At 67.2% G+C, this 25,075-nt stretch carries 25 protein-coding genes; 9 read left to right on the top strand and 16 right to left on the bottom strand.

What is annotated here, in order from left to right; all coding sequences use genetic code 11:
* Window positions 1-5: 5 nt before the first annotated feature.
* The 5 genes from F9Z44_RS01890 to F9Z44_RS01910 all read right to left on the bottom strand — a co-directional run bounded on the left by F9Z44_RS01890 (window position 6) and on the right by F9Z44_RS01910 (window position 5,051).
* The gene (locus F9Z44_RS01890) at window positions 6-746 is read right to left on the bottom strand and encodes an ABC transporter permease (protein ID WP_442907281.1); all 741 of its coding nucleotides are present in this window, start codon (window positions 744-746) and stop codon (window positions 6-8) included.
* Between the two features lie 90 nt (window positions 747-836).
* Window positions 837-1,649: an ABC transporter ATP-binding protein gene (locus tag F9Z44_RS01895; protein WP_159603085.1), complete on the bottom strand. Its 813-nt coding sequence runs from the start codon at window positions 1,647-1,649 to the stop codon at window positions 837-839.
* A 1-nt stretch (window position 1,650) separates the two neighbouring features.
* Window positions 1,651-2,676, bottom strand: coding sequence for an ABC transporter substrate-binding protein (locus F9Z44_RS01900; RefSeq protein WP_159603087.1), 1,026 nt, complete (start codon window positions 2,674-2,676; stop codon window positions 1,651-1,653).
* Between the two features lie 100 nt (window positions 2,677-2,776).
* Window positions 2,777-3,541: a class II glutamine amidotransferase gene (locus F9Z44_RS01905; RefSeq protein WP_159603089.1), complete on the bottom strand. Its 765-nt coding sequence runs from the start codon at window positions 3,539-3,541 to the stop codon at window positions 2,777-2,779.
* Between the two features lie 4 nt (window positions 3,542-3,545).
* A complete protein-coding gene (locus F9Z44_RS01910) occupies window positions 3,546-5,051 on the bottom strand; it encodes an MFS transporter (RefSeq protein WP_159603091.1) in 1,506 nt (501 codons plus the stop codon).
* A gap of 148 nt (window positions 5,052-5,199) precedes the next feature.
* On the opposite strand from F9Z44_RS01910, the gene F9Z44_RS01915 reads away from it, so the two are divergent.
* The gene (locus F9Z44_RS01915; protein WP_159603093.1) at window positions 5,200-6,306 is read left to right on the top strand and encodes an AI-2E family transporter; all 1,107 of its coding nucleotides are present in this window, start codon (window positions 5,200-5,202) and stop codon (window positions 6,304-6,306) included.
* Here F9Z44_RS01915 and F9Z44_RS01920 read toward each other — a convergent pair.
* Window positions 6,303-6,536, bottom strand: coding sequence for a cysteine-rich CWC family protein (locus F9Z44_RS01920; RefSeq protein WP_159603095.1), 234 nt, complete (start codon window positions 6,534-6,536; stop codon window positions 6,303-6,305). The two genes, F9Z44_RS01915 and F9Z44_RS01920, sit on opposite strands and share 4 nt — an antisense overlap.
* A gap of 193 nt (window positions 6,537-6,729) precedes the next feature.
* Between F9Z44_RS01920 and F9Z44_RS01925 the strand changes: the two genes are divergently transcribed.
* Complete coding sequence (locus F9Z44_RS01925) at window positions 6,730-7,305, top strand: hypothetical protein (protein ID WP_159603097.1); 576 nt, start codon at window positions 6,730-6,732, stop codon at window positions 7,303-7,305.
* A 219-nt stretch (window positions 7,306-7,524) separates the two neighbouring features.
* Window positions 7,525-8,172, top strand: a complete 648-nt coding sequence (locus F9Z44_RS01930; RefSeq protein WP_159603099.1) for a PEP-CTERM sorting domain-containing protein — start codon at window positions 7,525-7,527, stop codon at window positions 8,170-8,172.
* A 20-nt stretch (window positions 8,173-8,192) separates the two neighbouring features.
* Here the strand turns inward: F9Z44_RS01930 and F9Z44_RS01935 are convergent, their stop codons facing one another.
* From F9Z44_RS01935 to F9Z44_RS01955, 5 genes are all read right to left on the bottom strand, one after another.
* Window positions 8,193-9,779, bottom strand: coding sequence for a gamma-glutamyltransferase family protein (locus F9Z44_RS01935; protein ID WP_159603101.1), 1,587 nt, complete (start codon window positions 9,777-9,779; stop codon window positions 8,193-8,195).
* 89 nt (window positions 9,780-9,868) lie between these two features.
* Window positions 9,869-11,194, bottom strand: a complete 1,326-nt coding sequence (locus F9Z44_RS01940) for a TRAP transporter large permease (protein WP_159603103.1) — start codon at window positions 11,192-11,194, stop codon at window positions 9,869-9,871.
* Window positions 11,187-11,714, bottom strand: a complete 528-nt coding sequence (locus F9Z44_RS01945) for a TRAP transporter small permease subunit (RefSeq protein WP_159603105.1) — start codon at window positions 11,712-11,714, stop codon at window positions 11,187-11,189. The genes F9Z44_RS01940 and F9Z44_RS01945 overlap by 8 nt, the downstream gene beginning before the upstream one ends.
* A 16-nt stretch (window positions 11,715-11,730) precedes the next feature.
* On the bottom strand, window positions 11,731-12,816 hold the full coding sequence (locus F9Z44_RS01950; RefSeq protein WP_201449996.1) for a TRAP transporter substrate-binding protein: 1,086 nt from the start codon (window positions 12,814-12,816) through the stop codon (window positions 11,731-11,733).
* Between the two features lie 102 nt (window positions 12,817-12,918).
* Entirely contained in the window at window positions 12,919-13,596 is a 678-nt protein-coding gene (locus F9Z44_RS01955) for a GntR family transcriptional regulator (protein WP_159603107.1), read from the bottom strand.
* Window positions 13,597-13,877: 281 nt separating this feature from the next.
* Between F9Z44_RS01955 and F9Z44_RS01960 the strand changes: the two genes are divergently transcribed.
* Window positions 13,878-14,642 carry a M48 family metalloprotease gene (locus F9Z44_RS01960; protein ID WP_159603109.1) on the top strand — a complete coding sequence of 255 codons (765 nt, stop codon included), beginning with the start codon at window positions 13,878-13,880 and terminating at the stop codon, window positions 14,640-14,642.
* Here F9Z44_RS01960 and F9Z44_RS01965 read toward each other — a convergent pair.
* From F9Z44_RS01965 to F9Z44_RS01980, 4 genes are all read right to left on the bottom strand, one after another.
* Complete coding sequence (locus tag F9Z44_RS01965) at window positions 14,627-14,920, bottom strand: hypothetical protein (protein WP_159603111.1); 294 nt, start codon at window positions 14,918-14,920, stop codon at window positions 14,627-14,629. The genes F9Z44_RS01960 and F9Z44_RS01965 overlap by 16 nt on opposite strands.
* A 75-nt stretch (window positions 14,921-14,995) precedes the next feature.
* Entirely contained in the window at window positions 14,996-17,206 is a 2,211-nt protein-coding gene (locus F9Z44_RS01970) for a malate synthase G (RefSeq protein WP_159603113.1), read from the bottom strand.
* Window positions 17,207-17,277: 71 nt separating this feature from the next.
* Window positions 17,278-17,976 (bottom strand): haloacid dehalogenase type II, encoded by a 699-nt coding sequence (locus F9Z44_RS01975; protein ID WP_159603115.1) that lies wholly within the window; start codon window positions 17,974-17,976, stop codon window positions 17,278-17,280.
* Between the two features lie 125 nt (window positions 17,977-18,101).
* Window positions 18,102-18,848 (bottom strand): IclR family transcriptional regulator, encoded by a 747-nt coding sequence (locus F9Z44_RS01980; RefSeq protein WP_159603117.1) that lies wholly within the window; start codon window positions 18,846-18,848, stop codon window positions 18,102-18,104.
* Window positions 18,849-18,943: 95 nt separating this feature from the next.
* On the opposite strand from F9Z44_RS01980, the gene F9Z44_RS01985 reads away from it, so the two are divergent.
* From F9Z44_RS01985 to F9Z44_RS02005, 5 genes are all read left to right on the top strand, one after another.
* Window positions 18,944-19,882 (top strand): hydroxymethylglutaryl-CoA lyase, encoded by a 939-nt coding sequence (locus tag F9Z44_RS01985; protein ID WP_159603119.1) that lies wholly within the window; start codon window positions 18,944-18,946, stop codon window positions 19,880-19,882.
* Window positions 19,883-19,914: 32 nt separating this feature from the next.
* Entirely contained in the window at window positions 19,915-21,105 is a 1,191-nt protein-coding gene (locus F9Z44_RS01990; RefSeq protein ID WP_159603121.1) for a CaiB/BaiF CoA transferase family protein, read from the top strand.
* A gap of 63 nt (window positions 21,106-21,168) precedes the next feature.
* Window positions 21,169-22,089 carry a LysR family transcriptional regulator gene (locus F9Z44_RS01995; protein ID WP_159603123.1) on the top strand — a complete coding sequence of 307 codons (921 nt, stop codon included), beginning with the start codon at window positions 21,169-21,171 and terminating at the stop codon, window positions 22,087-22,089.
* Between the two features lie 177 nt (window positions 22,090-22,266).
* Window positions 22,267-23,250 (top strand): Bug family tripartite tricarboxylate transporter substrate binding protein, encoded by a 984-nt coding sequence (locus F9Z44_RS02000; protein ID WP_159603125.1) that lies wholly within the window; start codon window positions 22,267-22,269, stop codon window positions 23,248-23,250.
* A gap of 5 nt (window positions 23,251-23,255) precedes the next feature.
* Window positions 23,256-24,230 carry a D-2-hydroxyacid dehydrogenase family protein gene (locus F9Z44_RS02005; protein WP_159603127.1) on the top strand — a complete coding sequence of 325 codons (975 nt, stop codon included), beginning with the start codon at window positions 23,256-23,258 and terminating at the stop codon, window positions 24,228-24,230.
* On the opposite strand, the gene F9Z44_RS02010 is transcribed toward F9Z44_RS02005, so the two are convergent.
* Entirely contained in the window at window positions 24,199-25,074 is an 876-nt protein-coding gene (locus F9Z44_RS02010; RefSeq protein WP_238407296.1) for an alpha/beta fold hydrolase, read from the bottom strand. The two genes, F9Z44_RS02005 and F9Z44_RS02010, sit on opposite strands and share 32 nt — an antisense overlap.
* Window position 25,075: the final 1 nt, after the last annotated feature.

The following is a 25,075-nucleotide window of genomic DNA, read 5'->3' on the forward strand; positions in this document are numbered from 1 at the left end:
GGTGCTCAGAGTTTCTCGGTTTCGCCCGTTCGCGGCTGCCACTTCATGAGCCGCTTCTCGATCCGGCCCACGGCGGCGTCGAGCACCAGCGCGAACGCGGTGAGCACCACGATGCCGGCCATCACGGTGTTGATGTCGAAGCTGCCCTCGGCCTGCAGGATCAGGTATCCCACACCCTGGCTGGAGCCCAGGTACTCGCCCACCACCGCGCCCACGAAGGCCAGGCCCACGCTGGTGTGCAGCGAGCTGAACACCCAGCTGGTGGCGCTGGGCAGGTACACATGGCGCAGCAACTGTTTCTGGCTTGCGCCCAGCATGCGGGCGTTGGCCAGGATGACCGGGCTCACTTCCTTCACGCCCTGGTAGACGTTGAAGAACACGATGAAGAACACCAGCGTGACACCCAGCGCCACCTTGCTCGCGATGCCCAGACCAAACCACACCGCGAAGATCGGCGCCAGGATGATGCGCGGCATCGAGTTCATGGCCTTGATGTAGGGCTCCAGGATGGCCGAGGCCATGGGCGAGAGCGCGAGCCACAGGCCGCCGCCCAGACCGCCGATCGCGCCGATGGCAAACGCCAGCACGGTCTCTGTGAGGGTCACGCCCAGGTGCTGGTAGATGTCGGCATTGGTGACGAACCAGGCCCAGATGCGCTCGGCCACGCGCAGCGGCTCACCGAAGAAGAACGCGGCCTGGCGGTCGTTCTCGAACATGAAGTTCGGCAGCAGGCCGGGCGCGGTCATGGCGTACCAGAACACGATGAGTGCGACCAGCAGACCGAGCTGCCACAGGCGCAAGGTCTTCGGCTGCGGTTTGATGAGGTTCCACATGGCTCAGGCCACCTTGAGTTGTTGCTGGTAGCCCTTGAGCACTTCCTCGCGCATCACGGCCCAGATGGCGGCGTGCAGCTCGACGAAGCGGGCGGTGGTCTTGATCTCGGCCACGTCGCGCGGACGCGGGATGTCGATGCTGAACTCGCCGATCGGGTGGCTGGCCGGGCCGGCGCTGAGCACCACCACGCGGTCGCTCATTGCAATCGCTTCATCGAGGTCGTGCGTGATGAAAAGAACCGCTTTCTTTTTCGCGGCCCACAGGTCCAGCACCTCGTTTTCCATCAGCTGGCGCGTCTGGATGTCGAGGGCGGAAAACGGCTCGTCCATCAGGATGATGTCGGGATCGAGCACCAGCGTTTGCGCCAGGCTCGCGCGCTTGCGCATGCCGCCGCTCATCTGGTGCGGGTAGCGGTCGCCAAAGCCGCCCAGGCCCACGCGGCGCAGCCAGTCCTCGGCTTGCGTGCGGGCGTCGGCGTCGGCCACGCCGCGAAACGACAGGCCCGCCATCACGTTGCCCAGCGCCGTGCGCCAGGGCATCAGGCTCTCGGTCTGAAACATATAGCCCGCGCGCGTGTTGATGCCGGCCAGCGGCTCGCCGAACACAGTCACCGTGCCGGTGCTGGGCGAGAGCAGGCCGGCCGCGACGTTGAGCAGCGTGCTCTTGCCGCACCCGGTGGGGCCCACCACGCTCACGAACTCGCCGGCGCCCACGGTCAGCGTCACATCGCGCACGGCGGTGTAGCGCTGGCCGGGGTCGTCCTTGCTGATGAAGGTGCAGGACACGCCCTGCAGGTCGATCGCAGGACTCGTCACATCAACCTTTCGGGTACTTGGCGTTCGCTTTCTGGACGAAGGCGTTGGTGTAGACCGCGTTCAGGTCGAGCTTGGCCTTGGCCAGTTCGGCGTCCACGCTGGCCAGCGCGCGAAATGCCGTGTCTGCGCCCTTGGCCGGGAAGCTGCCGTCGGGCGAGAGCGCACCCTTGGCGGCCATGAAGGCGTCGATGTAGACCGCTCGGTCGCCGAGCAGGAAGCCTTCGGGCACCACCTTGATGATGTCCCCTGGGCCGGCGGCCTGGATCCACTTGTTCGCGCGCACCATGGCGTTGGTCAGGGCCTGCGCGGTGTTGGGGTTCTTGTCCAGGAAAGGCTGGGGCGCGTACAGGCAGCCCGCGGGCATGGGACCGCCGAACACCTTCTCGGACTCGGCCACGATGCGCGTGTCGGAAATGACTTTCATGTCGCCCGAGCGCTGCAGCAGCGTGACCACCGGGTCGAGGTTGCTCATGGCATCGATCTGACCCGCGCGCATGGCCGCCACCGCGCCGCTGCCCGCACCCACGCCGACGATGCTCACATCGCTGGGCTTCAGGCCCGCCTTGGCCAGCACGAAGTTGACCATCACGTTGGTCGAGCTGCCCGGCGCGGTCACGCCGATCTTCTTGCCCTTGAGGTCGGTGATGGTCTTGTAGCCGGCCATGGTCTTGGGGTTGAAGCCCAGCACGATCTGCGGCGCCAGGCCCTGCAGCACGAAGGCGCGCATGGGCTGGCCCTTGAACTGCATGTTGACCGTGTGCTCGAAAGCGCCCGAGACCACGTCGGCGCTGCCACCCACCACCGCGGCCAGCGCGCGCGAGCCACCCGCGAAATCGGCGATGGTCACGTCCAGTCCCTCGGCCTTGAAGTAGCCCAGCTGCTCGGCGATGGTGAGCGGCAGGTAGTACAGCAGGTTCTTGCCGCCCACGGCAATGGTGACCTTGGGCTTCTCGATGCCCTGGGCGAACGCGAGCGGGGGCAGGGCCGCGACGGCGAGGCCGCCGACCACGAGGTGTCGTCTTTGCATGGGTTTGTCTCCTTCGTTGAGGGGGTGCGTGCCGGGTCGCGCGCGGCGCCCGAGCTGAGCACATGGTAGTCGCAGGGTATGCCCCGCGCCACCCGGGAAATCACTTCACCGGCAGGCCGTCCACAAACACCTTGAGTTCGTTGGGCTCGAAGGCGGCCCACTCTTCATTGCTGGTCAGCGGCGTGGTCACCACCACCGCTGCGCGGTCGCCAGGCTGGTTGAGATCGGCGAAGTTCACGGTCCAGTCCTGGTCCATCAGCGTGGCCGGGGCAAACGGGTGCTGGCGCACCAGCCAGTGCAGTTTGGTGCTGCAGTGCGCCCACAGCGCCTCGCCGTTGGAGAGCAGGAAATTGAAGGTGCCGAAGCGGCGCACCTGGGGCACCAGCTCGCGCAGCGTGAGGGTGAGTTCTTCCACGCTGGGCAGGGAAGCGTGCGACTTGGCCAGCTCCTGCATCAGCCAGCAGAAGGCGCGTTCACTGTCGGTGGTGCCCACCGGGCGGAAGTGGCTGTGCAGGTGCGGGAAGTACTCCTTGAGATCGCCGTTGTGCGCGAACACCCACTGGCGGCCCCAGAGCTCGCGCACGAAGGGGTGGGCATTCTCCAGCGCCACTTCACCGATGGTGGCCTTGCGCACATGGGCAATGATGTTGCGGCTCTTGAGCGGATAGCTTTGCAGGAAGGTCGCCATGGGCGACTGCGCAGCGCTCGCGTGGTCCACGAACAGGCGCAGGCCTTTGCCCTCGAAAAATGCAATGCCCCAGCCGTCGGCGTGGTGGTCGGTGTTGCCGCCGCGCTGGCAGAAGCCGGTGAAGCTGAACGAGGCGTCGGTGGGGGTGGCGCAGTTGAGGCCGAGAAGTTGGCACATGGGGCTATTTTGATCCGGTTGCAGCGGGCACCGAGCGCAGTTTCAAAGCGGCGACCACCGCCAGTGCACAAATCGCAGCCAGCATCAGAAAGGTTTCGCCAAACGCCGCCATGCGCGCCGGGCTGGTGGTGCCGGTGTCCAGCAGTGCGCCGTGCGCCGCCACGCGCCATTCGAGCACGATGCCGCACAGGCTCACGCCAGCCGCACCGCCCAGCATACGCAGGAAATTGATGACGCTGGAGCCTTGCGGAATGTGGCTGCGGTCCAGCGAGCGCATCGCCCCGATGTTGAGAGAGGGCAGGATGAAGCCCAGGCCGACGCGACCCAGGATGGCCCAGGTGATGAGCAGCGGGATGATCTGCGCCGGGCGACCCAGGTCGATGGTGACCATGAGCGCGAACGACGCGGCCAGCAGCACCAGGCCGATGCTCACCAGCCGGTGCGTGGGCTGCCGGTCGGCCATCCGGCCCACCATGGCGATGGTGAAAGCGAGCACCAGACCCGCCGGCAGCAAGATGGTGCCCACATAGGACGGCGACAGACCCAGGCCCAGCTGCATGTAGACCGGCAGCAGGTAGGTGGAGCCGAACAGCGCGATGCCGTAGATGAAGGCCACGATGCTGCCCATGGCGAAGCGCCGGTCCTTGAAGAGCGAGAGGTTCATGAGCGGGTCCACGCCCTGGTCGGGGTGGCGCTGGCGGCGTTTCAATGTGCGCCGCTGCAGCACCACAAAGGCCACCAGCAGCAGCGCCGCACCGCCCAGCAGAACTGTCGCGCTCAGGGCCGTGCCACCCTGCAGCTCCACCAGACCATTGAGCAGGCACAGCGTGCCCGCAGCGGCCAGCAGCAGCCCGCGCCAGTCCAGTCCGGCACCCTGCGGATTGGCCGCGGCGCCACCTGGCGAGGTGGTGGGCACAAAGCGCCGCGCCAGCCACAGCGAGGCGAGGCAGAACGGCACCACCATGAAGAAGATCGAGCGCCAGCCGAAGCCGTCGACCAGCACGCCACCGAGGCTGGGACCGATCGCGGGCGCGAGCACCACGCCCATGCCGAAGATGCCGCTGGCCCGGCCCTGCTCGTGCGGCTCGAAGGCGCGCAAGATGATGATGGCCGGGATCGGCTGCACCACGCCAGCGGCCAGGCCTTCGGCCACGCGCGCGGCCAGCACGAGCCCGAACGAGTTGGCAAACCCCCCGGCCACGCCTCCCACCAGCAGCAGCCACATGCAGCCGGCATAGGTGCTGCGGTAGCCGTAGCGCGCCAGCAGCCAGGGCGTGGTGAGCATGGAGACCGTCATGGCCGCCATGAAGCCCGAGGCGGCCCACTGCGCGCGCTCCTGGCCAAGTGCGAAGTGCTGGCTCATGTCGGGGATCGCCACGTTGATGATGGTCGACGACATGATCGAGGCCATGGTGCCCACCATCACCGAGAGCAGCAACAGCCAGCGGTAGCGTTCGCCATAGCGCGCGCGCATGGTGAGCAGGGTGTTGTCAGCGGGTGAGGGTGTCATGGGCGGATGTGCCGTGATTGGAGAACGAGCTTATTCGTTTTGCCCGGCGGGATTGGCCCGGGCCGCAGGGGTCTTGCCGAGACCCCGTTTGCGCGAGGGGGTCAGGTATATTGCCCGAGGCCCCGTTGTTTGTGTTTGTTCCTCGTCCATGCCACCTGTTCCCCACGCCTCCTTGATCATCCGCGGCCTGTTGCTGCTGATCGTGGCCGCAGGCGTCTACTTCTTCCGGGGTTTTCTGGTGCCGGTGCTGGCCGCGCTCATCATCGGCTTTGCCAGCTGGCCGTTGTACCGCCGAGGGGTGCGTGCCTGCGCAGGCAACACCACCCTGGCGGCCAGCCTGGCGCTGGTGATCGTGATCGTGGTGCTCATCGTGCCGCTTGCCCTGGCGCTGCACTACGCGCTCAAGGAGGCCGGCGGCTTCGTGGCCTGGCTGCTTGATGTCAACCGCTTTGGCGCGCCGCCGCCACCCTGGATCGAAGCCCTGCCCTGGGTGGGCGAGACGCTGGCCACCTACTGGCGCGCGCACCTGGGCGAGCCGCACGCACTCGGCGACTGGATCCAGATCCTCAGTGGCGAGCACATCGGCAACATCTACCGCACGGTGCTCCGGACCACGGGTGATCTCTTCAACCTAGCGCTCACCGTGCTGTTCATGCTGATCACGCTGTTCTTCGTCTACAAGGATGGCGCCCGCCTGGCCGACGTGCTCGACGGCATTGGCGAGCGCATCCTGCCGCTGCAATGGCAACGCTTCTCCCGAGTGGTGCCCGCCACCGTCAGCGCCACCGTGACCGGCCTGGGCCTGATCGCCATTGGCGAGGGCGTGGTGCTGGGCGTGGCTTACTGGATCGCGGGCGTGCCCTCGCCGGTGCTGCTGGGTGTGGTCACCGGCTTCATGGCGCTCATTCCCGGGGGCGCGCCGCTCTCGTTCAGCCTGGTCTCGCTCTACCTCGTGGGCTCGGGCCACCTGTGGGCCGGCGTGGGGCTGTTTGCCTGGGGGGCGGTCGAGCTCTTCATCGTTGACAAGACGCTGCGCCCGCGCCTGGTGGGTGGGCCGGTGAAGCTGCCTTTTCTGCCCACCTTCTTTGGTCTGGTGGGCGGCGTGAAGACCATGGGCATCGTCGGCCTGTTTGTCGGGCCGGTGCTGATGGCGCTGCTGGTGGCGATCTGGCGCGAGTGGCTGCACAGCATGAACCACGCACCCGCAACGCCGCTGGTGTTGCCCCCAGAAGCACAAACGCCGAGCGAGCCTTAGCCGTTCTCTGCTGCGCTCAGTGCTTTGGCCACGCAGGTCGCACAGATGCAGGCCTGTCCACGTGCTTCGGTGGGAATGCGCGCGAACAACCCGGGGCTGAAGGTGGCGTCCATGCACCAGCACGGCGGCTGCACCTGACCGGTGTCGCGCTCGATTTCCATCGCGCAGCGGTTGTCCTGGCCGCACAAGGGGCAGCGCGAGGGATCGATGTCGGGGACGGTGATGGTCATGGCGGTGCTGGTCTGCCCAGGTGGCGTGGGCGAGTGCCGATGGTAGTTTCATTCACGCCCATCACGCATGGCCCCGCACGGTGGCCGTTTTCCCGGACAGCACGTTTGCTTGATCAGGATCATCCCGCAGGCGCCCGCCAGCGCTACAGTGGACGCAGCCCTTGAGCCCATGCCGGGCGCGCGGCTCACCCTCATGAAACGTCCTCGCCTTGTCTTGCAGCGCCTGGTTCTGGCCCTGACCCTGGGGGTCCTGGGCGGCTGCACCTCCTTGCTGCCCACCTCCCGGACCGATGTCACCTCGCGCTGGACCAGCTATGACGACGCGCAGGGCGCCCTGGCCACCCTCCAGGCCTTCGAGGCCAAACGCGAAGATGTTCACCGCCTGGGGCTGGACCCGCACCTGGGTCCCGGCATCACGGTGCTGCATTTCGCCGATGTGCTGCAGCGCTTCACGGCCGTGGTGCAGAGTCGACCCGACCACGTGGACCCCGGGGTGAACGCCTGCCTGCAGGCCGGCCAGCGCTGCAGCGGCTACGCGATTTCGGTGAAAAAGCTGGCGCGCCAGCGGGTGGGCAACTTCTGGATCGATTCGCTGGATTTCCGGCGCGAAACCATCACCACCGGCTGGAGCGTGGACGTGCTGCTGGTGTTTGTGGATGACACCATGGTCTACAAGCTCATGGGCGGTCAGCCCACCATTCGCGAGGTGGACGTGCAACGAAAGCCCCTGGGGCCGCTCCAGGGTTGGGGCCAGCAACTCGCGCGCTGAGCAATTTTTGGCCTGTCGGGCGGCTTGCCCGCCACCAGCGCCAAAAAGTGTCGGGAAATGTGACACTTGGTTACAACCCCCCGGGGTAGGCCCATACAGATCAACGCCTTGGCCACGTGGCCCGTCTCTTGCTCTGCTTATTGAAGCAAAGAAGTGAATTGTGGCGAGCCTTTCAGGGTCGTGACATAAATCACACCCCCAACGAACCCCAGGCATCCCATGATCCGTTTCCTCTCCCGTTTCGCCGCTCCCCTGACCGTCGCCGCCCTGATGGCCGCAGCACCTGCTGCTCAGGCCGGTGTGTTGTTCAGCGACAGCTTCAACACCGATGCCCAAGCCAGCGTTCTGAACTTCAATGCGTTCAACCAGTGGGTCATCACGGGTGGCAACGTCAACAACACCTTGCACACGGTCGACTACATCCGCAGTGGTGGCTACAGCATTGATTGCGTCGGCAAGCTTGGCGGCTGCGTGGACCTCGACGGCAGCACCGGAAAGGCCGGCTTGATGACCACGAAGGACGCCTTTGAGCTGCTGGCCGGAACCACCTACCTGTTCTCGCTGGACCTCTCGGGCAGCCAGCGCAACGGCAACACCGACAAAGTGAGCTTCGGCTTTGCGGGCTTGGCCGGCACAGAGGTGTCTGTGCAAGGCGACGCCTTCAACACCTTCGCGCTGAGCTTCACGCCCGATGCAGATGTGTTCGCCCGGCTGTTCATCAGGGACGCGGGCGGCAACGACACCATCGGTGCGATTCTGGACAACGTGTCCTTGTCCACCGCCGCCCAGGTGCCCGAACCCGGCACGCTGGCCTTGCTGGTTGTGGGCCTGGCCGCCATCGGCCTGCGCCGCCGCCGCGCTGCCTGATCCGCTTGTGAGCGTGGGCGTCAGACGCCCGCCACCACCCCGTCGCTGCGCGGATCGGCCGCGCCTTCGATCACGCCATCGGGATGGCGCACCAGCGCGCCGGCGTGGCCCATGGTGTCGCTGAAAGGCTCGGCAAACACCTCCACCTCGTGCCCGGCGGCCTTGAGCGCATCGATCAGCGCCGGGTCGAAGCGGCTCTCCAGCTTGAGTGAGGTCGTCTCGCCTCCCCAGGTGCGCCCGAGCAGCCAGCGCGGCGCGGTCACGGCCTGCTGCAGGCCCTGGCCGAAGCGCGCATACCGCGTGAACACCGCCGCCTGCGTCTGCGGCTGGCCCTCGCCGCCCATGGTGCCGTAAGGCATCACGCGGCCATCGTCGAACAGCGCCAGCGACGGGTTGAGCGTGTGGAAGGGGCGCATGCCGGGCTTGAGCACGTTGAGCGCTTTCGGGTCGAGCGAAAAACTCGTGCCACGGTTCTGCCAGACGATGCCGGTGTCCTGCAGCACCACGCCCGAGCCGAATTCCCAGTACACGCTCTGGATGAAGCTCACCGCGCGGCCTTGCGCGTCGATGCAGCCCATCCAGATGGTGTCGCCCGGCTTGGCCAGATCGGGCCAGGGCAGGGCTCTTTCGCGGTCGATGTCGGCGGCCAGATCGTCCAGCGCGGCGGGTTGCAAAAAGCCCCTGGGGTCGGCCGGCAGGCGTTGCGGATCGGTCACCACACGCTCGCGCACGCGGAAGGCGCGTTTGGTCGCCTCCACCAGGCCGTGCACGTGCGCAAAGCCTTCGCCCTCGGTCACGCCCAGGCGCTCGAACAGGCCCAGGATCATCAGCGCCGACAAGCCTTGCGTGGGTGGCGGCAGGTTGTAGACCGTGCTGTCGTTCAGCCGCACCGCCAGTGGTTCGACGATCTGCGCCTGGTAGGCCGCGAGGTCGCTGGTGCGCAGCGGGCTGCCCACGCGTTCGAGCTCGGCACCGATGCGCTGGGCAAGCTCACCGCGGTAAAAATCGTCCAGCCCGCGCTCGGCCAGTTCGCTCAGCGTGCGGCCCAGCGTGGACTGCTTGAGGATGTGGCCCACGGGGGGCGGTTGGCCGTTGACCAGGTGGGTCTGTGCAAAACCGGGTGCGTCTTTCAGGCCGTCGAACTTCTCGCGCGTGAGCGCGGCCTGGCTTTCGGTGACGGCGATGCCGTGGTGGGCGTGGCGGATGCCGTCGGCCAGCAGGCGCGGCAAGGGCAGGGCGGGGCCCCAGGGCGCGGCCACCTCAAGGGCCTTGGCCCAGCCACCGATGGTGCCGGCCACGGTGAGCGCAGCCTTGGGGCCCCGCGAGGGAATCGTGTCGTGTCCTGCGTACCAGTCCAGGTCGGCCAAGGCTGCGGCGGGGCCACACGCACTTATGGCCACAGGCTCTTTACCGGGTTCGTGGATCAGCCAGAAACCGTCACCACCAATGGCGTTCATGTGCGGATACACCACGGCGATGGCCGCGGCCGCAGCCACCATGGCTTCCACCGCGTTGCCGCCGTCGCGCAGCACATCGCGCCCGGCCTGCGCGGCCAGGTGGTGTGGCGCGACAAACATGCCGCCCAGGGCGGTGAGGGTGTGGATCATTCAGGTCTCCAGTTTGTTGTTCAGGTGAGCGGGTTGCGGGGCCACGGTCGCGGGCGAGAGTGTCGCACCTTGACCGGGCAGCGCCGGCGTCACCAGCCGATGGCCTTGGGCAGCCACAGCGCGATCTGCGGGAACAAGAACACGAGGCCCAGGGTGAACAACTGCAGCAGGATGAACGGCACCACACCCTTGTAGATGTCCTTGATGTTCACCTCGGGCGGCGCCACGCCTTTCAGGTAGAACAGCGCCCAGCCGAACGGCGGCGTGAGGAAGCTCGACTGCAGGTTCACCGTGATCAGCATGGCCAGCCAGACCGGGTCAACGCCCATGTTCATGAGGATGGGCAGGAACAGCGGCACGGCGATATAGCTGATCTCGATCCACTCGACGAAGAAGCCGAGCACAAAGATGATGAGCATCATGAACCAGATGGCGGTGTTGGTGCCGCCCGGCAATGCCTCGAACATGCCGGCGATCAGGTCTTCACCGTGCAGGCCGCGGAACGAGAGCGCGAACACCTGCGCGGTCATGAGGATGAACATCATGATGGCGGTGATCTTGCTGGTGTCCATCGCGGTGGCCTTGAGGGTGGCCCAGGTGAAGCGGCCCGACAGCGCCGTGATGATCACCGCGCCCACGGCGCCCATGCTCGCCGCTTCGGTGGGGGCCGCGATGCCACCCACGATGGAGCCCAGCACCGCCACCACCAGCATGACCGGTGGCACCAGCACCTTGAAGAAGCGCACCCACAGCTGGCGGCGCGAGACCGCATCGCGCTCGGCCAGCGGAATTGGCGGCATGGTCTCGGGCTTGAGCCAGCCCATGATCACGAGGTAGACGATGTACACCGCAGCCAGCAACATGCCCGGGCCCACGGCGGCGGCGAACAGCGTGCCCACCGAGAGCTGCATGATGTCCGACAGCAAGATGAGGATGAGGCTGGGCGGGATGATCTGGCCCAGCGTGCCCGAGGCGCAGATCACGCCGCATGCCACGCTCTTGTCGTAGCCCCTCCTGATGAGTGTGGGCAGGGTCAGCAGGCCCAGCGTGATGATGGTCGCGCCCACGATGCCGGTGGTCGCGCCCATGAGCACGCCGAAGAGCACGATGCCGATGGCCATGCCGCCCTTGAGGCCGCCGGCGATGTGGCCCATGACGTCCAGCAGGTCGTCGGCCAAGCGCGATTTCTCCAGCATCACGCCCATGAAGACGAAGAGCGGAATCGCCATCCACTGGTAGCCGCTGACGATGCCGTAGAAGCGCGCGGGCAGCAGGTTGAACAGCGTCTCGCCAAAGCCCAGCCAGCCGAACACGAAGCCGCTGACGGCCAGGCTGATGGCCACCGGGATGCCGATCATCAGCATCACGAAGAAGCCGACCAGCATGAAGACGGCGTAGGTCGACATCTCAAACATGGCTCGACTCCTCAACTGCGTTGAGGGGCGCATCCAGCAGGCGCACCAGGTGCGCGAGCTGCTGCAACACCAGCAGGCCGTAGCCCAGGGGAATCAGGGCCTTCACCAGCCAGCGCAGCGGAATGCCGCCCGGGTCGGCCGAGGCCTCGCTGATGGAACGCGACTGCTCCACATAGCCCAGCGACAACCAGATGAAGCCCAGGCTCACGGCGATGAGCAGCAGCGCGGAGACCACATCGACCACGCGTTTGGCGGCGGGCGAGTAGCGCGCGTAGAACAGGTCCACGCGCACGTTCTCGCCGCGCTGCAGCGCATGGCTCATGCCCAGGAGGATGAGGGCGGCCAGCAGGTGCCATTCGAGCTCCTGCGCCCAGACCGAGCCGAAGCTGAAGCTGTAGCGCAGGACCACGTTGGTGGCCACCAGGCCGATCATGACCAGCGCGATCCAGGCGGTGAGCCCGCCGATGCGGTCGATGAAACCTTCGATGAGAGTGGCCAGCGGCCGCAAAACCTTGAGCATGACGCCAATCCTTCGTTCAGCCGCGAACCTTGAGGTGGTAGGCCTCTTCGCTGATCTCGCTCCAGCGGTCGTACTTGGCCTTGAAGGCGAAGTAGGAGTCGTGAACCTTCTTCGTCAGCGGGTCCTTGAGGCCGTCGGCCAGCACCTTGTCGGTTTCTGCCTTCAGTGCCTTGATCACGTCATCCGGCAATGGTCTGGCCGTCACGCCCTGGTTCTTGATCAGGTCCTCCATGGCTTCGGAGTTGGCCTTCTGGCACCAGCCTTCGCTGATCACGTTGCAGGCGGCCGAGGCGTTGCTCACGATGGCCTGCAGGTCTTTCGGCAGCTTGTCCCAGGCGGCCTTGTTGATCAGCAGCTCCGACACGGTCGACGACTCGTGCCAGCCGGTGGTGTAGTAGAACTTGGCGGCCTTGTGCAGACCCAGGCGGCGGTCCTGGAAGGGGCCGACGAACTCGGCCGCGTCGATCACGCCGCGCTCCAGCGCAGGGAAGATCTCGCCGCCCGGCAGCACCTTCACGTCCACCCCCAGGTTGGCGTAGACCTTGCCGGCCAGGCCGGGGATGCGCATCTTCAGGCCCTTCAAGTCGGCCACAGTCTTGATTTCTTTCTTGAACCAGCCCGTCATCTGCACGCCGGTGTTGCCGCAGGGCATGGCCACCATGCCGAAGGGCGCGTAGACCTCGTTCCAGAGGTCAATGCCGCCGCCGTCGTACAACCAGCCGTTCATGCCCTGGAAGTTCATGCCGAAGGGCACCGCGGTGAAGTACTGCGCGGCGGCGGTCTTGCCGGTCCAGAAGTAGGCGTTGGCGTGGTTCATCTCCACCGTGCCGGCGCGCACCGCGTCGAAGCCTTCAAACGCCGGGATCAGTTCACCGGCACCGAACACCTGGATGTTCAAGCGGCCGTCCGACATCTCGCGGATGCGTTTGGCGAGATCGGTCGCGCTGCCCGGGCCGTCCATGTAGAAGGGCGAGCCCTTGCCGTAGGCGCTGGTCATCTTCCAGTTGAATTTGGTCGACTGCGCGTTGGCAATGGCGGGGGCACCGAGGACGCTGCCGGCAACGGCGGCGCGGGTGAGGAACTGGCGGCGGATCAAGGACATGGCGGGACTCCTGGTGAGTGGATGAAAAACGAAAGACAACAGGGCGCCTGGCCGCGACCCGGTCGTGGCTTCAGCGTGGGGAACAGGGGGATCAGGGAACGTTCAGGGGCCGTGCACCGATGGCATGTGCCGCATGAGGTCGGGTACGGTGTCCAGCACATGCTGGCGCATGGCTTCTTCACAGGCGCTGGCATCGCCCGCGCGGATCGCGTCGAGCAGTTTCTCGTGGTGTTCGCGCGTGCCCACCTGGCGGTCCTCCATCGAGGCCCACATGCGCATGTGCGGCTCCACCACCGAATGCAGTGCGGAGATCTGGCGCAGCAGGCGCGGGCAGTCGCTCTTGGCGCAGAGCGCTTCATGGAAGTGGCGGTGCGCGGTGGTCCAGTCGGCCTGCAGTTCCGAGCGCGGCTCCATCGCTTCGAGCAACTGCTCCAGCTGGCGGATGTCGGCGGCCTTCAGGTTGGGCACGGCCAGGCGCACGGCCAGGCCTTCGAGCACCGCGCGCATCTCGAACACTTCGCGCATCTCTTTCACGTTCGGCGCGTTGACCGTCACACCCCGGTTGGCGCGCATCGTCACCAGCCCTTCGGCCGCCAGACGGCGCAGCGCCTCGCGCACCGGCATGCGGCTGGTGCCGATCTCCGACGCAATCGTCTCGGGAATGAGCCGCTCTCCCGCGACATAGCGACCCAGACGCAAGGCGCCCAGGATGTGCGCGTAAGCCTCGTCGTGCGCGGCCACCAGCGAGGGATCGAAGTCGGCGAGGGCGGAGGTTCTCATCGATGGCGGCCTGCGGCGTCGGGTGGCTGGGACCGTGGATTCGGATCATTGGATCCACGGATACGTGTGTCCAGACCAATGCAGCAACCGTGCCAGCCCGAAGCCACCCGTTTCAAGTGCCGCCATTAGTTCGAAAGCACCCATCTCATCCCAGGTCCAGGGCATCGTGCGCCACGACAGCGCCCGAACGCACCAGGCTGGTGGGCCGCCGTGGTGCGCGGGGCTGGTCGGGCGGTCGCAAGAGGAGTACAACCGGATCGGGGGGAAACGGTATGAACGGTATGGCTCGTTTTTTGCAGCTTGTCGGCCTCACGGTGGCAGGCCTGCTGGCCACCGCCCCGGCGGCGGCCCAGGGCACTTGTGTGGACGACCCTGCCCGCGCCCACGAGCTGCGCGTGCTCGACGAAATCCAGATCTCCGAGCTGATGGACCGCTTCGAGGTGGTGGCCGCACCCCCACGGCTGCACCACATGCTCGCCAGCCTGGTGGCGGCCTCACCCCGGCTGCGCCAGGGCCCGGTAGTGCACTTGCTGGCCTATGAGGACGTTGACCTCAACGCCTACGCTGCCGACCACGGCATGGTCATCCTCACCAGCGCGATGTGGAGTGCAAAAGAGGCCCTCTCAGACGACGAACTGGCTGCGGTGATGGCGCACGAGCTCGCGCACATCGAAGGCCACGATTCATTGGTGGAGGCTTGCACCCACCTTCAGCGCCTGGGGCAACCCGCCATGCGCTTTGAAGACGCCCGCGACCGCATGGCGCTGGAGATGTTCAACCCGCGCTCTGCGCTGGCCCGCGAGGCGCGGCAGCAGCTGCATGCACAAGAACACTCGGCCGACCTGCGCGCCATTGAACTGCTGCGCACCGTGGGCCGCAACCCGCAAGCCATGGTGAGCGTGCTGGCCAAGATCCACGGCACCGAGCCTTCGGCCCTCAACCTGCTGATGGGCACCACCCACCCGGAACTGCGCGTGCGGCTGGAGAAGGCACAGGCGGCTGTGAATGCAGTCACCGAAGCGCGGCCCCTTCACTCCGCGAAGTGAGCCGCCAGGCCCTCACCCCAGGCCCACGGCCCCGTGATCGTGAGCGTCACGGTGGTCCAGTCGCCCTCGGTCTGCACCAGATGGTCGGCGTCCCAGGCGCCGCCGTCGTCCAGCGGGCCGCGGGGGCCGGGGCTGTGCCGCTCGGCCCAGGCAAGCACGGCCTGCACTTCCCGCATCACCTCAGGCAACTGCGCAGCGCGCACGCTGGCCATGGCGTCCCAGGTGCCGGTGCCTTCGCCGTCGTCGCTGGGGTCGAAAAGGAGGTATTGGAGTGTCATGCCCTGATTGTCTGTGCGCGGCGCCATGAAAAACGGCGCCCGAAGGCGCCGCTTTGAAGGACTGAAGCCAGGGACTCAGGCCGCTTTCACTTTGAGGCGCCACGCATGCAGCAGCGGCTCGGTGTAGCCGCTCGGCTGGGCCTTGCCCTTGAACACCAGGTCCAGCGCGGCCAGGTAGGCCTTGCTGGTCTTGAAGTTGCCGGCCATGGGTTGGTACAGCTTGTCGCCGGCGTTCTGGCCGTCCACCACGGCGGCCATGCGCTCGAAGGTCTGGGTCACTTGCGCTGCGGTCACCACGCCGTGGTGCAGCCAGTTGGCAATGTGCTGGCTGGAAATGCGCAGCGTGGCGCGGTCTTCCATCAGGCCCACGTTGTGGATGTCGGGCACCTTGGAGCAGCCCACGCCCTGGTCGACCCAGCGCACCACATAACCCAGGATGCCTTGCACGTTGTTGTCAAGCTCCTGCTGCTTCTCGGCGTCGCTCCAGTTCGGCGTGGCGGTGACGGGGATGGTGAGCAGGCCCGTGAGCAGGTTGTCGCGTTCCTTGTTGGCGTCGATCTTCTCCAGCTCTTTCTGCACGTCGGACACCAGCACCTGGTGGTAGTGCAGGCTGTGCAGCGTGGCGCCGGTGGGGCTGGGCACCCAGGCGGTGTTGGCGCCGGCTTTGGGGTGGCCGATCTTCTGCTTGAGCATCTCGGCCATCAGGTCGGGCATGGCCCACATACCCTTGCCGATCTGTGCCTTGCCACGCAGGCCGCAGCTCAGGCCAACCAGCACGTTGTTGCGCTCGTAGCTCTGGATCCAGGCGCTGGCTTTCATGTCGCCCTTGCGCACCATGGGGCCAGCCAGCATGGCGGTGTGCATCTCGTCGCCGGTGCGGTCCAGGAAGCCGGTGTTGATGAAGGCCACGCGGCTGGAAGCCGCGGCGATGCAGGCCTTCAAGTTGACGGAGGTGCGGCGCTCTTCGTCCATGATGCCGAGCTTGACCGTGCTCTCGGGCAGGCCGAGCAGTTGCTCCACGCGGCCGAAGAGTTCGGCGGCAAACGCCACCTCGGCCGGGCCGTGCATCTTGGGCTTGACGATGTAGACCGAGCCCTTGCGCGAGTTGCGGATGGCGTCCTTCTTCGTGCGCTTCAAGTCGTGCAGGGCGATGGTGGTGGTGACCACCGCGTCCATGATGCCTTCGGGAATCTCCTGGCCTTCTGCACCCCAGAGGATGGCCGGGTTGGTCATGAGGTGGCCCACGTTGCGCAGGAACATGAGCGAGCGGCCATGCAGGCGCACGGCGTTCTGCTTGCCGTTGGGTGCGGTGTATTCGCGGTCGGCGTTGAGCCCACGCGTGAAGGTGGTGCCGCCCTTGCTCACCGATTCGGTCAGCGTGGCCTGCAGAATGCCGAGCCAATTGCTGTAGGCCAGCACCTTGTCTTCTGCGTCCACCGCGGCAATGGAGTCCTCGAGGTCGAGGATGGTGGAGAGCGCGGCTTCCAGCACCAGGTCGCTCACGCCGGCGGCGTCCGACTTGCCGATGGGTGTGTTGCGGTCGATCTGGATGTCCAGGTGCAGGCCGTTGTGCTTGAGCAGCACCGAGCTGGGTGCCTTGGCCTCGCCCTGGTAGCCCACCAGTTGCGACTTGTCGGCCAGTTTGCTGGTGCCGCCTTCAGCCAGGCCGACGACCAGTTCACCGTCCTTGTTGATCTTGTAGCTCGTGGAGCCCACGTGCGAGCCCTTCTTCAGCGGAGCGGTACGGTCCAGCACATGGCGTGCGTACTCGATGACCTTGGCGCCGCGCTTGGGGTTGTAGCCGCCCTTCTTGCCCACCTTCTCGCAACCCTTGTCTTCCGAAATCACGTCGGTGCCGTAGAGCGCGTCGTACAGCGAACCCCAGCGCGCATTGGCTGCGTTGAGCGCATAGCGCGCGTTCAGGATCGGCACCACGAGTTGTGGGCCGGCCTGCACGGCCAGCTCGTCGTCCACGTTCTTCGTGGTCGCCTTCACCTTCTTGGGCTGGGGCACGAGGTAGCCAATGCCTTCGAGGAAGGTGCGGTAGGCCGCCATGTCGGCAATGGGACCGGGGTGGGCCGCGTGCCAGGTGTCCAGCTCGGTCTGCAGGCGGTCGCGCTCGGCCAGCAGCGCAGCGTTCTTGGGCGCGAGGTCGGTCACGATGGCGTCAAAGCCCGCCCAGAAGGCGGATTCGCTCACGCCGGTGCCGGGCAGCACCTGCTGGTTGATGAAGTCGGCGAGAACGGTGGCGACTTGAAGGCCGTGGATCTGGGTGCGGGTTGTCATGGTGGGTTCTCTGGTGAGGGCTTCGACAAGCTCAGCCCGAACGGGATGGTGGGAAGGGTGGAAAAAGGAAATCAGTCAAAAAAGGCGAGCACATCGCTCAGCTGGCTGCCGGTGCGGTGAGGCTGGGTGCCGAGTTCTTCAAAGGGCAGATTTTGTCGGTTCACCCACAGCGTGCGGTAGCCGTACCAGGTGGCGGCCAGTGCGTCCCAGGCGTTGCTGCTCACGAACGCGATCTGCCCACAGGCCAAACCGGTGGCCTGCTCGCCCAGCGCATAAGCCTCGGGGTGGGTCTTGTACTTGTGGATCGGGTCCACGCTGATCACGTGATCGAGCAGACCCTCAAGCCCCGCACTGCGCACCGCAATGCCCAGCATGTCGGGGTCGCCATTGCTGAGGATGCCGGTGACCACACCGCGCTCGCGCAGCGCCTGCAGCACGGCGCGGTTTTCCGGAAAAGCCGAGAGGTGGCGGTACTGGTTCATGAGTCGCGCGGCGCGTTCCTCAAAGGCGGGCCAGTCGCTGCGCGCCTCGGGCGCAATCGTCTTGATGGCGTAGGCCAACGCGTTTTGCGTGAGCGCCCAGAACGGCCGGTAGTGCGCGCCATGGTCGCTGGTGGTCACCAGCCGCGTGTATTCAATCTGCTTGTCGCGCCAGAGTGTTGCCAGTCTCGCGCCTTGTCCCGGAAACAGCTGCTCGGCGAGCAGGCCCACGCTGTACACGTCGAAGAGCGTGCCGTAGGCGTCGAAGAGGACTGCGCGGGGTTTTTGCATTCCCGCACTGTATTCCACACTTTCCCAGTGATTGATTGATCGATTTGAGTTGGATCAGTGACTTTTTTGTAGGCAATTGGTGATCTGAGGCGCAAGATGGTCGTTGCCCAAGGAGGTAGAAGCATTTATCCGACCCGCCCCCCCAGTTGCCGTGCCGCTGCCAGCACCTTGCCCACATGCCGCTCGTCAAACCGGTGCGCCGGCATCGTGAGCGTGAGCGACGCGGCAATCGAGCCGTCCGCATGGAACACCGGCGCCGAGATGCCGGCCACCTCGGCCAGGCGGTCGCCCACGGCGGTCATGTAGCCGTCGGCGCGGATGCGCGCGGCCACGCGCTTGTCGGCGGCGGTGGGTTTGCGGCTGTCGTCGCCCGCGCCAAACGCCGAGAGCACGCGCCCGCCCGTGCCCTGGTGCAGCGGCAGCACGTCGCCCGCGCGGATGTGGTCGCGCACCGGGTGCGGTGAATCCACGCGGTAAAGGCACAGGCGCGTCTGGTTCGGCGCTTGACCCTGGCGCACGTGGTACGCCGCGCTCTCGCCGGTGGCGGCCACCAGCTGGCGCAGCACGGGCATGACGACGCGGTCCAGCGAGAACGAGGCGGCGTAAATGCCGTGCAGCCGTGCCACCTCACCCCCCAGGGCGTAGCGCCCGTCGTCCAGCCGCTGCAGCAGGTGCGCGTGTTCGAGCGAGGCGAGCAGGCGCAGTGCGGTGCTCTTGTAGAGCTGCGTGCGCTCGGCCAGCTCGGCCAGTGACAAGGCCGCGTCGCCCGCGCGGAAGGCGCCGAGCAGCGAGAGCGCGCGGTCCACGGCGGCGGTGCCGCCGGTGGCGGCGTTGGCGTCGGCCAGCGATGGGGTCTGGGCTTTGCGGGGCATGGGCTTGGGTTGACAGCGTTGGGGCGATCTGCGATTCTTTCAGTAGAGAGAATATCGTTCTGTCAGACAGAACGCAAGCCACACCCTGTTTTCACATGCACAACGCCCCCGAAGTCCTCATCAGCGAAGTCGGCCCGCGCGACGGCCTGCAGTCGGTGCAGGCCACCATGCCCACGGAGCACAAGCTGCGCTGGATCGACGCGCTCGTGGCCGCCGGCCTGCGCGAGATCGAGGTTGGCTCCTTTGTGCCCGCGAAGCTGCTGCCGCAGATGGCCGACGTGGTGGACGTGGTGCGCCACGCGCTGCGGCACCAGGGCATCACCGTGATGGCGCTCGTGCCCAACCGGCGCGGCGCCGAGGCCGCGCTGGCCGCGGGCGTGCACAAGATCACCTTGCCGGTGTCGGCCAGCGAGGCGCATTCGCTGGCCAATGTGCGCAAGACGCCGGCGCAGATGCTCGACGAATTGCGCGAGGTGCACGCGCTGCGGCGCGACACCGCGCCGGGTGTGGCGATGGAAGTGGGTCTTTCCACCGCGTTCGGCTGCACGCTGCAGGGCGCGGTGAATGAAGACGAGGTGATCCGCCTGGCCGTGGCCTGCGTGCAGGCGGGCGCGGACGAGGTAGGCCTGTCCGACACCACCGGCATGGCCAACCCGGCGCAGGTGCGTCGCCTGTTCACGCGCCTGCGCGCCGATCTGGGCGAGCGCGCGGGCGCGGCCCACATGCACAACACGCGTGGCCTCGGTTTGGCCAACTGCCTGGCTGCGTTTGATGTCGGCGTGCGCACCTTCGACGCCTCGCTCGGCGGCCTGGGCGGCTGCCCGTATGCGCCCGGTGCCTCGGGCAACGTGGTCACCGAAGACCTGGTCTTCATGTTCGAGGCCATGGGCGTGCGCACTGGCATCGACGTCACAAAACTCATCGCCGCGCGCGAACCCCTCAAGGCGGGTCTGCCCGGCGAGCCGGTCTACGGCATGACGCCTGAAGCCGGCCTGCCCAAGGGCTGGCTCACCAACGCCTCCCGTTCGGGCTGAGCCTGTCGAAGCCCTCTCACCTTCTCAGCACCATGAAAAAACTTCCCTACGAAGGCATCCGCGTCGTCGAATTCACCCACATGGTCATGGGCCCCACCTGCGGCATGGTGCTGGCCGACCTGGGCGCCGAGGTCATCAAGGTCGAGCCACCGGCCGGCGACAACACGCGCCGCCTGCTCGGCTCGGGCGCGGGCTTCTACCCGCTCTTCAACCGCAACAAGAAAAGCCTGGTGCTCGATCTGCAATCACCCGACGGCAAGGAGGCGGTGCTCAAGCTGATCGCCACGGCCGACGTGGTCAGCGAGAACTTCAAGCCCGAGACCATGAAGAAGCTGGGGCTGGACTACCAGAGCCTCAAGACGCTGAACCCGCGCCTGATCCACGTGAGCCACAAGGGCTTCCTGCCCGGGCCGTACGACCACCGCACCGCGCTGGACGAGGTGGTGCAGATGATGGGTGGCCTGGCCTACATGACCGGGCGCCCCGGCGACCCGCTGCGCGCGGGCTCGTCGGTGAACGACATCATGGGTGGCCTGTTCGGCGCCATCGGTGTGATGGCCGCGCTGAGTGCGCGCGAGCACACCGGCGAAGGCTGCGAAGTGCAGAGCTCGCTGTTCGAGAACAACGTCTTCCTCGTCGCGCAGCACATGATGCAGTTCGCCGTCACCGGCCAGCCCGCCGCGCCCATGCCCGACCGCATCTCGTCCTGGGGCATCTACGACGTGTTCAAGGTCAAGGATGCCGAGCAGATCTTCCTGGCCGTGGTGAGCGACACGCAGTGGGCCATCTTCTGCGACGCCTTCGGCTACGAAGACCTCAAGGCCGACGCTCGCCTGCAGGGCAACAACAACCGCGTGCGCAACCGCGACTGGCTCATTCCGCTGCTGCGCGAACGCCTCGCGCTGCAGAGCGCTGCGGATCTGGCGGCGCTGTTCGAGCGCCATGGCCTGCCGTTCGCCCCCATCACCAAGCCCCACGAGCTGCTGGACGATCCGCACCTCTGCGCCACCGGTGGCCTGGCCCCGATCACCCTGCCCGACGGCGCGCGGGCCGGCCAGACCGCGCAGACCGTGCTGCTGCCGCTCGCGCTCGACGGTGAGCGCCTCGGTGTGCGCCGCAGCCCGCCGACGCTGGGCGAGAACAGCGCGGAGCTGCTCGCCGAACTCGGCTACACCGCCGACGCCGCCGCCCGCCTGAGCCAGACGGTGGCGAAAGCCTCCTGAGAAGTCATCAATCCAGGTGCAATCGGCATTGATCCATCACGGTTCGTGGGGTAATCTGCCCCGGTGGACAAACTCAAACAACTCGAAACCTATGTGTCGGTGGCCACGCGTGGCAGCCTGACCGCCGCCGCCAAAGCCGAGGGCGTGGCGCCCGCCATCATCGGGCGCCGGCTCGATGCCCTCGAAGCCCGCCTGGGTGTGAAGCTCATGGTGCGCACCACGCGGCGCATCACCCTCACCCACGAAGGCAGCGCCTTCCTGGAAGACTGCCACCGCTTGCTGACCGATCTGGCGAACGCCGAAGCCAGCGTGAGCGCCGGAGGCGTGAAGGCCAGCGGACACCTGCGCATCACCGCGCCGGCCGGCTTTGGCCGCCGCCACGTGGCGCCGCTCGTGCCCCACTTTCGCGAACTGCACCCCGAGGTGACGATCTCGCTCAACCTGAGCGACCGCGTGGTCGACGTGGCCGGCGAGGCCTACGACTGCGCGGTGCGCGTGGGGGATCTGCCCGACTCCTCGCTGGTGAGTGTGCGACTGGCCGAGAACCGCCGCCTGTGCGTGGCCACGCCGCGTTACCTGCAGCACCACGGCCGCCCGCAAACCCCGGCCGACCTGGTGCGCTTTGACTGCCTCACGCTGTCCAGCGACGCCTCGCAAACCCGTGGCTGGGCCTTCGCCGTGCCCGGTGACACCGGTGAGACCACCATCACTCACTTGCGTCCCGGCGGCCCGCTCGACTGCACCGATGGCCAGGTGCTGCACGAGTGGTGCCTGGCCGGCTACGGCATCGCCTGGCGCAGCACCTGGGAGGTGGAGACCGACATCGCGCAGGGGCGGCTGGTGAGCGTGCTCGACGAGTTCGCCGCGCCACCCAACGGCATCTTCGCGCTGTTCCCCCAGCGCAAGCACCTGGCGCTGCGCGTGCGCCTGTGGATCGACTTCCTCAAGCACGAGTACGCGCGGCCGGACTTCTGGAAGGCGTAGCCCGCGCCCGGGCCGGACGGGCCGCATCACCTCGGGTTTCCCCTCAAAGGCGGCTTCCGGGTGACCCCTGACATTCCATTGCGTGGAATTGGGGTGGTGCGTTTGCCGGGCAGGCCGCCTAAGCTCAAGTCTCCATGGCCGCCGCATTCCGGCACAACCCAAAAAAGAGAGACAACCATGACGATCCAGCATCCCGTGTCGCGCCGACGTTTCAATGCCGTGATCGGCGCCTGCCTCGCGCTGCCGCTGGCCGCGCGCGCGCAGGCCTACCCGGCCAAACCCATCCGCATCCTGGTGCCCTTCGCGGCCGGCGGCCCGACAGACCTGATGGCGCGCGCCGTGGGCAAGAGCCTGTCGACGTCCCTGGGGCAGCCGGTGATCGTCGAGAACAAGCCCGGCGGTGGCGGCGTGATCGCCATGGGTGAGGTGGCGCGTTCACCAGCAGACGGCTACACGCTGGTGTTCCCCTCGATCCTCGCGGTCACCAACCCGGCGCTGATGGCGAACTACCCGTTCGACACGCTGCGCGACTTCTCGCCGCTGACGGTGGTGGGCTACATCCCGCACGCCCTGGTCGTGCGCCCCGACTTCGCCGCAAAAGACCTGCCGGCCCTGGTGGCGATGGCCAAGGCCAGCCCCGGCAGCATAAACTACGGGTCTTCGGGCAACGGCACCTCGGCCCACCTCGGCGCGGCGCTGTTCGCGCAGCGCGCGGACATCAAGGTCACGCACGTGCCCTACCGCGGCGCGGCGCCCGCGGTGCAGGACCTGCTGGGCGGCCAGATCCAGTTCATGTTCCTGGACATGAGCTCGGCGCTGGCCCAGATCAAGGCGGGCAAGCTGCGCGCGCTGGCGGTGGCGCCGGCGCGGCGCTTCGCCGGCCTGCCCGATGTGCCGACCGTGGCCGAGCAGGGCTACCCGGGCTTCGACGTGCACGGCTGGTACGGCCTGTTCGCGCGCAGCGGCACGCCCGCGCCGGTGATGCAGACGCTGTATGCCGAGGTCAAAAAGGCGCTCGACTCCGCCGAGATCCGCGACCTGTTCGAGAACTACGGCATCGAGGCTGGCGGCATGACGCCCGAGCAGTACACCGAGCTCGTGCGCAAGGACCTGGGGCTGTGGAAGCGCACGGTCGATCAGCTGGGAATCACCCTGCAGTGAACGCCATGCGCATCGTCATTCCGGATGACCACCAGGACTGCGTGCGCGGCCTGGACTGTTTTGCCCGGCTCGCCGGCCACGAGGTGCGCGTGTTCAACGACACGGTCAAGGGCACCGACGCCCTCGCGGCGCGCTTCGCCGATGCCGATGCCATCGTGCTCACGCGCGAGCGCACCCGCATCGATGCCGAGCTGCTCGACCGCCTGCCCCGGCTGCGGCTCATCAGCCAGACCGGCAAGCTGGCTGGTCACGTGGACCTGGAGGCCTGCACCGCGCGTGGCGTGGTGGTGGCCGAGGGCAGCGGGGCCGGTTCGGCCACGGCCGAAATCGCCTGGGCGCTCGCGCTGGCGAGCCGACGCCACCTGGTCAGCGAAGCAAACCGCTTGCGCCAGGGCCTGTGGCAAGGCCACCTCGGCCAGCAGCTTTGCGGCCAGCGCCTGGGCGTCTGGAGCTATGGCCGCATCGGCCGCCAGGTGGCGGGTTATGGCCGGGCGTTCGGCATGCAGGTCTGGATCTGGGGCCGCGAGGCCTCCACGGCCGCGGCGCGTGCCGACGGTTTTGAATTGGCGCCGACGCGTGAAGATTTCTTCGCGCAGAGCGACGTGATCAGCCTGCACGTGCGCCTCAATCCCGAGACCACCGGTATCGTCACCGGGGACGACCTCGCGCGCATGAAGCCCACCGCGCTGCTGGTGAACACCAGCCGCGCCGAGCTGATTGCACCGGGTGCGCTGGCGCTCGCGCTGGCGCGCGGGCGGCCCGGTTTCGCCGCGGTGGACGTGTACGAAGAAGAGCCGGTGCTGGGCGCCCACCACCCGCTGCTGGCCTTGCCGAACGTGCTGTGCACGCCGCACATCGGTTACGTGGAAAAAGACAACTACGAGCGCTACTTCGGCATCGCCTTCGACAACATCGTCGCGTTTGCGCAAGGCCGCCTGACGCAGGTGGTCAACCCGGCGGCACTGTCGCGCGCTGCCTGACGGCGCCAAGCCAGTCCAGCAGCATCGGGTTGATCACATCGGCCCGCTCGTACTGCACCCAGTGCCCTGCGCCGGCCACCACATCGCTGCGTCCATCGAACAGGGCCGAGGCCAGCGCCGGGGCGATCACGGGTGGGTCTGCCGTCACATCGTGCGCGCCCCAGACCAGCCAGGTCGGCCCGGCGTAGGGTGCCAGCGCCTCGACCAGACCGCCGGCGCGCGAGATGTCCTTGCTGCGGAACCAGGTGCGCACGCAGGCCTCGGTGTGCACGCGCACCGCGAGCGCGTCGAGCTCTGCTGCCGCGCCGCTGAGCATGTGCATCGCCAGGTTGTGGCGCATCACGTGCTCCAGCGCCAGCGCATCGCCCGCGTGCCACGCCGGCTTCCAGTTGAGCAACTCGCCTTTGGGGCGCCGGAGTCCCGGGTGGCCTCCGGTGCCCAGCAGCGCCAGGCGCCTCACGTTGGGCCGCTGCGCGGCCATGTGCGCCGCCACCAGGCCACCGAACGAGAAGCCCACCAGATCCAGCGGCGTGTCGCTGCCGATGAGCACGTCCAGCGTGGCCAGCGTCGGTGCCAGCAGCGCGGCTATGCCCTCGCCGGGCGCTTCCGAATCGCCGAAGCCCGGCAGGTCCACCGCCCACACCGTGTGGTGCGCGGCCAGCGCCTCGATGTTGCGCACCCAGTGCAGCCAGCTCCCGTGGCCGCCGTGCACCAGCACCACCGGGCTGCCGGCGCCGAAGCCGCGCCAGCAGACCTGGCCGCCCGGCCATGCCACGCGCTCGGTGCGGGCCTGGGCCGACAGCCGCTCGATCAGTGCGCGGGCCTGTGCGTCGTCCACGGGCATG

The sequence above is a fragment of the Hydrogenophaga sp. PBL-H3 genome (assembly GCF_010104355.1).
Lineage (GTDB): Bacteria > Pseudomonadota > Gammaproteobacteria > Burkholderiales > Burkholderiaceae_C > Hydrogenophaga.

Coding starts and splice junctions, on each gene's coding strand:
- F9Z44_RS02010 (WP_238407296.1), bottom strand. CDS start 25,074: ATGCCCGTGGACGACGCACAGGCCCGCGCACTGATCGAGCGGCTGTCG.
- F9Z44_RS01990 (WP_159603121.1), top strand. CDS start 19,915: ATGAAAAAACTTCCCTACGAAGGCATCCGCGTCGTCGAATTCACCCAC.
- F9Z44_RS01945 (WP_159603105.1), bottom strand. CDS start 11,714: ATGCTCAAGGTTTTGCGGCCGCTGGCCACTCTCATCGAAGGTTTCATC.
- F9Z44_RS01955 (WP_159603107.1), bottom strand. CDS start 13,596: ATGAGAACCTCCGCCCTCGCCGACTTCGATCCCTCGCTGGTGGCCGCG.
- F9Z44_RS01920 (WP_159603095.1), bottom strand. CDS start 6,536: ATGACCATCACCGTCCCCGACATCGATCCCTCGCGCTGCCCCTTGTGC.
- F9Z44_RS01950 (WP_201449996.1), bottom strand. CDS start 12,816: ATGTCCTTGATCCGCCGCCAGTTCCTCACCCGCGCCGCCGTTGCCGGC.
- F9Z44_RS01930 (WP_159603099.1), top strand. CDS start 7,525: ATGATCCGTTTCCTCTCCCGTTTCGCCGCTCCCCTGACCGTCGCCGCC.
- F9Z44_RS01985 (WP_159603119.1), top strand. CDS start 18,944: ATGCACAACGCCCCCGAAGTCCTCATCAGCGAAGTCGGCCCGCGCGAC.
- F9Z44_RS01980 (WP_159603117.1), bottom strand. CDS start 18,848: ATGCCCCGCAAAGCCCAGACCCCATCGCTGGCCGACGCCAACGCCGCC.
- F9Z44_RS01940 (WP_159603103.1), bottom strand. CDS start 11,194: ATGTTTGAGATGTCGACCTACGCCGTCTTCATGCTGGTCGGCTTCTTC.
- F9Z44_RS01905 (WP_159603089.1), bottom strand. CDS start 3,541: ATGTGCCAACTTCTCGGCCTCAACTGCGCCACCCCCACCGACGCCTCG.
- F9Z44_RS01960 (WP_159603109.1), top strand. CDS start 13,878: ATGGCTCGTTTTTTGCAGCTTGTCGGCCTCACGGTGGCAGGCCTGCTG.
- F9Z44_RS01890 (WP_442907281.1), bottom strand. CDS start 746: ATGACCGCGCCCGGCCTGCTGCCGAACTTCATGTTCGAGAACGACCGC.
- F9Z44_RS02000 (WP_159603125.1), top strand. CDS start 22,267: ATGACGATCCAGCATCCCGTGTCGCGCCGACGTTTCAATGCCGTGATC.
- F9Z44_RS01925 (WP_159603097.1), top strand. CDS start 6,730: ATGAAACGTCCTCGCCTTGTCTTGCAGCGCCTGGTTCTGGCCCTGACC.
- F9Z44_RS01975 (WP_159603115.1), bottom strand. CDS start 17,976: ATGCAAAAACCCCGCGCAGTCCTCTTCGACGCCTACGGCACGCTCTTC.
- F9Z44_RS01965 (WP_159603111.1), bottom strand. CDS start 14,920: ATGACACTCCAATACCTCCTTTTCGACCCCAGCGACGACGGCGAAGGC.
- F9Z44_RS01910 (WP_159603091.1), bottom strand. CDS start 5,051: ATGACACCCTCACCCGCTGACAACACCCTGCTCACCATGCGCGCGCGC.
- F9Z44_RS01900 (WP_159603087.1), bottom strand. CDS start 2,676: ATGCAAAGACGACACCTCGTGGTCGGCGGCCTCGCCGTCGCGGCCCTG.
- F9Z44_RS01915 (WP_159603093.1), top strand. CDS start 5,200: ATGCCACCTGTTCCCCACGCCTCCTTGATCATCCGCGGCCTGTTGCTG.
- F9Z44_RS02005 (WP_159603127.1), top strand. CDS start 23,256: ATGCGCATCGTCATTCCGGATGACCACCAGGACTGCGTGCGCGGCCTG.
- F9Z44_RS01970 (WP_159603113.1), bottom strand. CDS start 17,206: ATGACAACCCGCACCCAGATCCACGGCCTTCAAGTCGCCACCGTTCTC.
- F9Z44_RS01935 (WP_159603101.1), bottom strand. CDS start 9,779: ATGATCCACACCCTCACCGCCCTGGGCGGCATGTTTGTCGCGCCACAC.